At 36.9% G+C, this 9,245-nt stretch carries 7 protein-coding genes and 2 pseudogenes; 5 read left to right on the top strand and 4 right to left on the bottom strand.

Annotated features, from left to right (window positions below; genetic code table 11):
- Nucleotides 1-356 (bottom strand): recombinase family protein (locus H6G25_RS08780; protein ID WP_190391419.1); only part of this gene is annotated, 356 nt, incomplete at its 3' end.
- A 101-nt stretch (nt 357-457) separates the two neighbouring features.
- A complete protein-coding gene (locus H6G25_RS08775; protein WP_190392140.1) occupies nt 458-1,075 on the bottom strand; it encodes a TMEM165/GDT1 family protein in 618 nt (205 codons plus the stop codon).
- A gap of 343 nt (nt 1,076-1,418) precedes the next feature.
- Between H6G25_RS08775 and arsM the strand changes: the two genes are divergently transcribed.
- Nucleotides 1,419-2,387 carry an arsenosugar biosynthesis arsenite methyltransferase ArsM gene (arsM, locus tag H6G25_RS08770; protein WP_190392139.1) on the top strand — a complete coding sequence of 323 codons (969 nt, stop codon included), beginning with the start codon at nt 1,419-1,421 and terminating at the stop codon, nt 2,385-2,387.
- A gap of 104 nt (nt 2,388-2,491) precedes the next feature.
- On the opposite strand, the pseudogene H6G25_RS08765 reads toward arsM, so the two are convergent.
- Together H6G25_RS08765 and H6G25_RS08760 are read right to left on the bottom strand one after the other, a co-directional pair.
- A pseudogene (locus tag H6G25_RS08765) lies at nt 2,492-3,302 on the bottom strand (Rpn family recombination-promoting nuclease/putative transposase).
- Between the two features lie 212 nt (nt 3,303-3,514).
- A pseudogene (locus H6G25_RS08760) lies at nt 3,515-4,337 on the bottom strand (Rpn family recombination-promoting nuclease/putative transposase).
- 259 nt (nt 4,338-4,596) lie between these two features.
- Between H6G25_RS08760 and H6G25_RS08755 the strand changes: the two are divergent.
- The 4 genes from H6G25_RS08755 (at nt 4,597) to H6G25_RS08740 (ending at nt 9,062) form a co-directional block, all read left to right on the top strand.
- Entirely contained in the window at nt 4,597-4,995 is a 399-nt protein-coding gene (locus tag H6G25_RS08755) for a hypothetical protein (RefSeq protein ID WP_028084790.1), read from the top strand.
- A gap of 169 nt (nt 4,996-5,164) precedes the next feature.
- Nucleotides 5,165-7,168 carry an SUMF1/EgtB/PvdO family nonheme iron enzyme gene (locus H6G25_RS08750; protein ID WP_190392138.1) on the top strand — a complete coding sequence of 668 codons (2,004 nt, stop codon included), beginning with the start codon at nt 5,165-5,167 and terminating at the stop codon, nt 7,166-7,168.
- Between the two features lie 256 nt (nt 7,169-7,424).
- Nucleotides 7,425-8,399: an arsenosugar biosynthesis radical SAM (seleno)protein ArsS gene (gene arsS / locus H6G25_RS08745; RefSeq protein WP_190392137.1), complete on the top strand. Its 975-nt coding sequence runs from the start codon at nt 7,425-7,427 to the stop codon at nt 8,397-8,399.
- Between the two features lie 234 nt (nt 8,400-8,633).
- On the top strand, nt 8,634-9,062 hold the full coding sequence (locus H6G25_RS08740) for an EVE domain-containing protein (protein ID WP_190392136.1): 429 nt from the start codon (nt 8,634-8,636) through the stop codon (nt 9,060-9,062).
- The last annotated feature ends 183 nt before the right edge of the window (nt 9,063-9,245 follow it).

Raw genomic sequence — 9,245 nt, 5'->3', positions numbered from 1 at the left:
ACAACAAGGATGAATTTATTTCCTTGCAAAAGTCTGTCCAGTTTGGAGCGCAGACCTTTTCTTTTGAAGTTGAGTCCTGAGCCAATATCTTTGATGATTTCTGCGTCTGGGTAGAGGGATTGCATATAGGCGATTTGTCTATCAAGGTCATCTCGCTGTTTTGAGGAACTGACCCGGCAGTAGCAAATAGTGGGAGTTCTAATTGAATCGCCCGTGATGTATGATTCGACATCGTATAATCTTTGTCCTGCCGGGTTTTTAATGCTTTTGATTTTCCCCTCATCTGCATATCTCCTCAAGGTGTTTGGATGCAATCCCAGAAATTCGACCGCTTTTCTAAGTGGTATGTATGCCATAAGAAAAGTATAGCATTAGTTAGTATTAGTTGGCAAATATTTAACTAGCTAAACTCCCTCACCGACAGGAAAAAGCTATTTTTACCTCAGTAGTGTACAGTTTATTTTCCTTCTATAGCAGCGACTATGCCAAAGATGATAAATAGAAAACCGCCTAAGAAGGTAATTTGTCTTTCGGAAATTTTACCTGCTATTAATTTACCACCGATAACGGCGATCGCTGCACAAATTGCGTGTCCTAATATTGCGCCGGCTGTAACACCAATGGGGTTATTACTGGCTGCGAGGACTATGGTGGCTATTTGTGTGCGATCGCCCCATTCTGCTATAAATGTTAGTACGAAGGATTTTAGTAAAATTGACCAGACACTTTTTTGCTGGGAATTATCTAAATCTGCCTTTTCTACCGCCTCTTGTGCCTCTTCTACGACTTCTTCAGTAGCAGATACAGGCATTTTATGAGCATCATAAATCAACTTCAAACCAAAGGCAATAAACAAAACTATTTCGGCGTAATGAATGATTTGTTCTGGCAAAAAGGACACTACCTGCCCAAATGCAACTGATAAGATAGTCATAGCCGCTAAAGCAGCCATCACACCAAAGAACACCAAGCGCCGTGGGTGGTGCATGGACAGAATCACAGCGATAAAAAAGGTTTTATCACCTAGTTCAGAAATGGTAATTAGTAATAAACCGGCGGTAAAGGCTGTTAACACTCTCTCAAACTCCTGAAGGATTTTTTACCCGTGTGGAGCATCAATGAGAGCCATAAAACCTCACTGAACTCCACACTTTTCAATGTGTAGTCAGTGAAGGTCTCGCTTTCAAATACTTTGTTTATTCGCTATCTAAACCAGGCTCATCACCAGTATGTTGATTTAGATATACTGAACAGAAAACTTTGATTTACTGTCAGCAGCTACTCCCCTTCCATTAGTTTTACATAATACTCTTGCTGAGATTAAAAGTCAAGCCTTTTGGAAAGGAAAAATATGGCAGCACGGCGACGGTGAAGCCAGAAACAGTTCTGTTAAAATAGATTGATACTAATTTGAGACTATGACCTATTTAGAAACCGCAGCCCAATTTTACAGCCAAGTTGCTCAAACACCAGAAGTGGGGCTATGCTGTGTCCAAAGTACACCTTTACAATTACCAGGGCTGAAAATTCCTCTGGTTATGCAGGAAATGAACTATGGTTGTGGAACTACGGTTCATCACAACGAACTTAATAATCAACCAACAGTTTTATATGTTGGTGTTGGTGGTGGTTTAGAAGCGTTGCAATTTGCTTATTTTTCTCCTCGTCCTGGTGCGATTATTGCTGTTGAACCTGTGGAGGCTATGCGAGAAGCTGCAATGCGTAACTTAGAAATTGCTGCAACAGAAAACCCCTGGTTTGATACTAGCTTTGTTGAAATTCGTCCGGGAGACGCTTTTAATTTACCTGTGGCTGATGCTTCGGTGGATATAGTAGCGCAAAATTGCCTTTTCAATATTTTTGAACCAACGGATTTAACTCGCGCTTTAAAAGAAGCATATCGAGTATTAAAACCCGGCGGTCGCTTACAAATGAGTGATCCAATTGCTACCAGTCCAATTCCTGATCATTTACAACAAAATGAACATTTACGCGCTTTATGTTTATCCGGCGCTCTTACATATTCAGAATATACTCAACTAATAATTAATGCTGGTTTTGGACAAGTGGAAATTCGCGCACGTCGTCCTTATCGTTTATTAGATAAACATAGTTATCAACTACAGGAAAATATCCTTTTAGAAAGTCTTGATTCTGTGGCTTTTAAGGTGGAAATCCCCTCAGACGGGGCTTGTATTTTTACTGGTAAAACAGCAATTTATGCGGGTAAGGAAGAATTTTTTGATGATCAATCTGGACATATTTTACAAAGGGGAATTCCTGTGGCTGTTTGTGATAAAACGGCGGAAAAGTTAGCAGTTATCAATGCTGAAGAAATCATTATTACTAATTCTACATGGTATTATGATGGTGGGGGATGTTGTTAATTCTATACAGTATTTTCCTCCGCTATTAAGTACAGTTTTCTATCCTCAAACCTGTAAGGGCGGGGTTTCCCCGTCCTCAATAGTATTTTATTAGAGCGAGACTACTATGATTGTTGAATTTCCTTTTGTAAAGCCTGAACTTGCTGAAGAGATAATTCCGTAACCTCAGCAATTTGTTGTAAATTCATGCCAGTTCGTAACAATTTTAAAGCAAACTTTCTGGTTGCTTCAGCTTTACCTTTAGCTTCACCTTCAGCTTTACCTTCTTCTAAAGCTTCTTGATAAACTCTGGTTTGTTTCAACTCACTTAAACCTAACATAGCTTCAATCTCCTTTCTGCTTTTTTTGGGTAATTTGTAGACGATAATTGTCTCAATCAGATTAATTAAATCCCGTTTAATTTTGGTATCAGTTAGTTGTTGGTTTGCTTGGGCAATTAAACGTCTTGCTAATGCTGGTGCAGCCTTCTCTGTTTCTATTACCAGTTTAACAACTCCCACCCCTAAAGAACTCTCTCCCAACTCATCTAAATAAATGCGTGTAACTCTTTCAAGCAGTAAGATTTCCCCAAATTGTACATTCTGTTCTCTTTCTATATTACGACTAGGATAGATGATTACAGCTTGCCAAGGATGAGGAGTTTTGTATTGTCGTAGGTAGAGAAAAAGTTCTGCAAAGAGACGATAATATAAATCATCATCGGGTTGAAATTGAACCTCGACAATATAAAATGGTTTTTTGGCATCTTTGGTGGTTGGTAAAAATAAACCGTCTAAACGAAAAGCCAGTTGTTTAACTTCACGAGAGGTAAATTCATACGTACCTGCTTCTGTGGGAGACTGGTTAATTAATTCAAAGAAAATGCTAGGAAATAAATGCTTGAAATAAGCTATAGAAAATAGTATCGGTTTTCACGGTAATTGAGTAATTCTTATATCTAATCTAGCTGAGGTTTCGCGCAAAGAGGCAAAGGAGTAAAGACGCAAAGAAAGAAAACTCTCGTTCCCAGTCAGAGACTGGGAATGTCATCTTAGAGGTTCTACCTCTAGGTATAATAGAGGCAGAGCCTCTTAACTATATTCCCACGCAGAGCATGGGAACGAGAGATTTTATTAGAGCGAGAACTACTATGATTGTTGAATTTCCTTTTGTAAAGCCTGAATTTGTTCAAGAGATAATTCTGTAACCTCAGCAATTTGTTGTAAATTCATGCCAGTTCGTAACAATTTCAAAGCAAACTTTCTAGTTGCTTCAGCTTCACCTTCTTGTTTACCTTTAGCTTCACCTTCAGCTTTACCTTCTTCTAAAGCTTCTTGATAAACTCTGGTTTGTTTCAACTCACTTAAACCTAACATAGCTTCAATCTCCTTTCTGCTTTTTTTGGGTAATTTGTAGACGATAATTGTCTCAATCAGATTAATTAAATCCCGTTTAATTTTGGTATCAGTTAGTTGTTGGTTTGCTTGGGCAATTAAACGTCTTGCTAATGCTGGTGCAGCCTTCTCTGTTTCTATTACTAGTTTAACAACTCCCACCCCTAAAGAACTCTCTCCCAACTCGTCTAAATAAATGCGTGTAACTCTTTCAAGCAGTAAGATTTCCCCAAATTGTACATTCTGTTCTCTTTCTATATTACGACTAGGATAGATGATTACAGCTTGCCAAGGATGAGGAGTTTTGTATTGTCGTAGGTAGAGAAAAAGTTCTGCAAAGAGACGATAATATAAATCATCATCGGGTTGAAATTGAACCTCAACAATGTAAAATGGTTTTTTGGCATCTTTGGTGGTTGGTAAAAATAAACCGTCTAAACGAAAAGCCAGTTGTTTAACTTCACGAGAGGTAAATTCATACGTACCTGCTTCTGTGGGAGACTGGTTAATTAATTCAAAGAAAATGCTAGGAAATAAATGCTTGAAATAAGCTATAGAAAATTGTATCGGTTTTCACGGTAATTGAGTAATTCTTATATCTAATCTAGCTGAGGTTTCGCGCAAAGACGCAAAGGAGCAAAGACGCAAAGAAAGAAAACTCTCGTTCCCACACAGAGCATCCTCGTTCTTCGTTCCCAGTCTCTGACTGGGAATGTCATCTTAGAGGTTCTACTTCCAGGTAAGAGATGCTTGATTTTTGCGTGTTTGCCACATTATCAGCAAAAAAGACTATAATACGGGAATATTTGCCCTGAAACTAGCTCAATCTATAATATATGATAAGCACATCCAATGTAGAGATAACAATTTCTTTGGCGGAACTAGGTTTAGAACAAGAAGAATTACAAACGCAAGTACGGAAGTTACTCCCGATACTACGAGAAGTTGATGGTGTCGAAACAGCAGATGTAGTCACCGTAGAACAAGCACCACCGAATACTAAAGCTATTGGCGGTTTTGTCTGGGAATTATTAACTACAAAAATTAATCCTGCTAATATCAAGTCTTTGGTTGGTTTTCTGGCTAAACGTTTCGGTAACACTGACAAAAAAGTAAAGATCAAAATTGAAAGAAATAAAGGTGATCTTAATGGTTTAGAACTTGAAATCGGGGATGTTAAGGATTTAGAACCAACGCTAAAAGCAATACAAGATTTTTTGGACAATAAAAAATGACAACTCAAGATAGCTATACTACTGATGGCTGAGTTTTGGAGTTTTACAAGGTTTTACAAAATTATAAAAAACCTAAATGTGCCAGGGTTTAGCACTGCTAAACCCCTACTATAAAATTAAAAAATCAAGAAATCAAAAAATCAAAAAATCAAGCCATTTTGAGTAGAATATGAACAAATTTGCATTATTAATAGGGGTGAGTGAGTACCAATCAGGATTTAGCCCTTTACCCACGACTGTTAAAGATGTTGAAGCTATCCAGGAAGTGCTGGTAAACCCAGAAATAGGTGAGTTTGCTGCGGAAAATGTCACCGTTTTGAAGAATCCGCAAAAGCCGGATATGGAAGAAGCTATTCATGATTTATATGATAATAGGCAAAGAGATGACTTATTGCTTTTGTACTTTTCTGGACATGGTTTAATTAATGATGACGGTAATTTCTACTTCTCAGCTTCTTCTACAAAGAAAAAGGGCGCAAGTTTTCTACCATATTTAGCTGTAGCTGCAAGTTATGTACATGAATGCATGAAAAAGAGCAAGTCAAAACGCAAAGTAGTAATTTTAGATTCCTGTTTTAGTGGTGCTTTTTCTCAAGGAATGACAGCTAAAGGTGGTGGTGCTATAAATATTAAACAGCACTTGGGTGGTCAAGGAACAGCAATACTTACAGCTTCTACTTCAACACAGTACGCTTATGAAGAAGAAGGTTCAGAATTTGGGATTTATACTCGTTATTTGGTTGATGGAATTAAAACAGGTGCAGCAGATAAAGACGGAGATGGTTCGATTTCTATTGACGAATTACATGAGTATGTGAGTAGCAAAGTTCAAGAAGTTGCTCCAGCTATGACCCCGAAAATTTATCCTGTGGAGGAAGGTCATAGAATTATTCTAGCTAAGTCACCTCAAGATGATCCTAACCTTAAATACCGTAAGAAGGTAGAAGAATGTGCTTCGGAAGACGAAGGAGAAATTAGTTTTATTAATAGACAATCTTTAAATGTTATTCAAAAAAAACTAGGTTTAACAATTGATATAGCTCAAATAATTGAGTCCGAAGTTCTCGAACCATATCAAAAGCGACGAGAAAAGTTACAAACTTATGAAGAGGTTTTCTGTCAATTAATAGAACAAGAATATCCAATTTCCGAAAGAAGCCGTAAGCAATTACAAAGATTACAAAATTCTCTTAATCTTCGAGATAAAGATATAGCTTCTATTGAACGGAAAATACTAGCTAATACACAAGTAGTAGATTCATCTCCTTCACCAAATAATACCGAACCAGAACCGGAAAAGTTTTTAGATATTCCCGTCACCAGTTTTAAATTTGAAACAGCTAAGTTAATTCCTGGCGTTTTGAGTTTGGGAAAAAGTTCAGAAATTCAACGCATTACCAAAAACGCAAATTATTTTGGCGAAGATTTGGGAAATGGTGTAATTCTCGAAATGGTAGCTATTCCCGGTGGAACTTTCAAAATGGGTTCTCCAGAAAATGAGGAAGGTTATCATTCTTCTCAAAGTCCACAACATGAAGTTACTGTTCCCCCGTTTTTCATGGGTAAATATCCAGTTACTCAACAACAATGGCGAGTCGTGGCTGCCTTACCAAAGGATAAGATTGATTTAAAATCTGATCCATCTTATTTTAAAGGTGATAATCTGCCTGTTGAGTGTGTATCATGGAATGATGCTCAAGAATTTTGTGCCAGACTTTCCCGAATGGCAAATAAAACCTATCGTTTACCTACTGAAGCCGAATGGGAATATGCTTGTCGTGGAGGAACTACTACCCCGTTTTATTGTGGGGAAACAATTTCTACAGATTTAGCTAATTATAATGGTAACTACATTTACGGGCAGGCACAAAAAGGAGAATATCGAGAAAAAACCACAGAAGTTGGAAAATTTCCCGCCAATCCTTTTGGTTTATATGATATGTCTGGGAATGTGTGGGAGTGGTGCGAGGATGGGTGGCATGAAAACTATATAAATGCGCCTACAGATGGCAGTGCTTGGACAAGTCTAAGCACGGAATATATGCTGCTTCGTGGCGGTTCTTGGCTCAACGGTGCTGGGTACTGTCGGGCTGCGTCTCGCGGTAGGTATTCGCGCGACTATCGTTACGTCAGCTACGGTTTTCGGGTCGTGTCTTCGTTCAGGACTTTGTAGCCCTTTATACTCTTACTCTTTTACTCTCTGCCCTTCTTTCTCTTTTTACTTCCCTAGCGTAACGGAGTGGAGCGATCAAAAATATTTTTTCAGATTTTGGTAATGATTGATGGGTTGTTTATCCATAATATAGGAAACTTACAATTTAGTCAAGTGGTATGTCCCAATTATCAATAGTCTGTCACTTCCCCCTGTCTGTGAGGTTGAATGACCTTTAAAATATCCTCTTATAGAAATTCGTGCTAGAGATGCTTCTATGATTACACCTTTTTTTCAGCAGCTAAATTCTCCTTTAACAAAAAAGGAAGTTAACGTTTTACAAATTAATTTAGGAAAACGTTGTAATTTAGCTTGTAACCATTGCCATGTAGAAGCTGGTCCGAAAAGAACTGAGGAATTAACACCGGAAGTTTGTCAACAGTTAATTACTTTAATTGGTAGGTTTCCGCAAATTAAAACGGTAGATTTAACTGGTGGCGCTCCAGAAATGAATTATGGTTTTAAGTCTTTGGTAGAAGCTGCTAAAAATGCAGGTAAACAGGTAATTGTCAGATCAAATTTGACGATTTATTTTGTGGAGGGATTTGAGGATTTACCAGATTTTTTTGCTGAGAATCAAGTCAGAATTGTGGCTTCTCTTCCCTGTTATTTAGCCGATAATGTGGATAAAATGCGGGGAAGTGGTGTTTTTGATCAATCAATTAAGGCTTTACAATGGTTGAATAAAATCGGTTATGGTCAAAATCCAGATTTGATTTTAGATTTGGTGTATAATCCTCCATTACCAAATAGTGAAAATTTTTCTCTCACTCCTGAACAGGAAAATTTAGAAAAGGCTTATAAAACCTTTCTGTCTGAAAAATTTGATATTCGATTTAATCATCTTTTTACAATTACTAATATACCTGTGGGGAGAACAAAGTTTCATTTAGAAAGAAAACAGCTTTATTCTCGCTATTTGCATTTTTTGGAATCTCACTTTAATGCAAATACAATTGATGGTTTAATGTGTCGTGAACAACTTTCTATTGATTATTTAGGGAATATTTTTGATTGTGATTTTAATCAAATGATGAATTTACCTGCTAAAACTAGTAATGGTGAAAATTTGACTGTGAGTAAATTGTTAGAAATTGGTAGTTTAGATATATTTAATGAAGTCCAAACTGCTGAATATTGTTATGGTTGTACTGCGGGTTGTGGTTCTAGTTGTGGTGGTGCTATAGTATAAATTGACAAATATTAAAAATATATATGTCATGAAATAATTACTTTGTAAAGAAATTTGTGGTAATTGAACTTCTAATTTTAATATCTAGTATAATCAAGTAAGTTAAGTCTCCTCACACCACATTTTTATTAAAGCCGTGAATTTATTTTTTCACGGTTTTTATTTTTTATGGCTAAGTAAAATCAAAAATCTCAAAAATGGTATAATCTGATTTGGTAATTATCAGAAAAGTATATGGCTTATTGGTTATTTCAAGGAAATCCCAAGTATTATCGGGTTTTAGACGCTATCAAGGAGTTAGAAGCAATTCCTTGGTTGGTAACTCGTTATGCTAAAGATATCGCTGCTGGTGATGGTGTTATTATTTGGTTATCTGGTAGTCAAGGGGGAATTTATGCGACAGCAGAAGTGGTAGAAGCCGCTCAATTCTTGACGGAAATACCAGATAAGAAATATTGGGTAGACTCTACAAGAGCTTTGGGAAAACAACAAGCGATAATTAGATTTACAAATAAATTTGTAGAATCTCCTTTACTGAAAAATCAGTTACAAGAAGATTCTGTGCTTAAAAATTTATTGGTGCTTCGCGCTCCCAATTCGACTAATTTTAAGGTAAGTTCAGAAGAGTGGGAACAGGTACAGAAATTAATTCAGGAAAAGTAGGAAGTATTAAAAATAATTTTGTTACTAAAACTGTAATGAGAATTGCTGAAAAGAAGATTTAGTGGTTGACAATTAATTTAAAATTTGTTATAATAGAACCGACGAGGAAGAACTATCGTCAAATTTCTGTTGATCTGTGGTCAACTTTCTTTTTCCTGTGCCTAAATGGGATGGGAAATGTTA

Origin of the sequence: Dolichospermum sp. FACHB-1091 (assembly GCF_014697585.1) — a bacterium.
Taxonomy (GTDB): domain Bacteria; phylum Cyanobacteriota; class Cyanobacteriia; order Cyanobacteriales; family Nostocaceae; genus Dolichospermum.
Note: the sequence above shows the minus strand (reverse complement) of the source record. Positions and strands in the feature narration are given on the sequence as shown.

Bases quoted from the DNA above. Each gene is read 5' to 3' on its own strand.
- arsM (WP_190392139.1), top strand. From the start codon at position 1,419: ATGACCTATTTAGAAACCGCAGCCCAATTTTACAGCCAAGTTGCTCAA.
- H6G25_RS08755 (WP_028084790.1), top strand. From the start codon at position 4,597: ATGATAAGCACATCCAATGTAGAGATAACAATTTCTTTGGCGGAACTA.
- H6G25_RS08750 (WP_190392138.1), top strand. From the start codon at position 5,165: ATGAACAAATTTGCATTATTAATAGGGGTGAGTGAGTACCAATCAGGA.
- arsS (WP_190392137.1), top strand. From the start codon at position 7,425: ATGATTACACCTTTTTTTCAGCAGCTAAATTCTCCTTTAACAAAAAAG.
- H6G25_RS08740 (WP_190392136.1), top strand. From the start codon at position 8,634: ATGGCTTATTGGTTATTTCAAGGAAATCCCAAGTATTATCGGGTTTTA.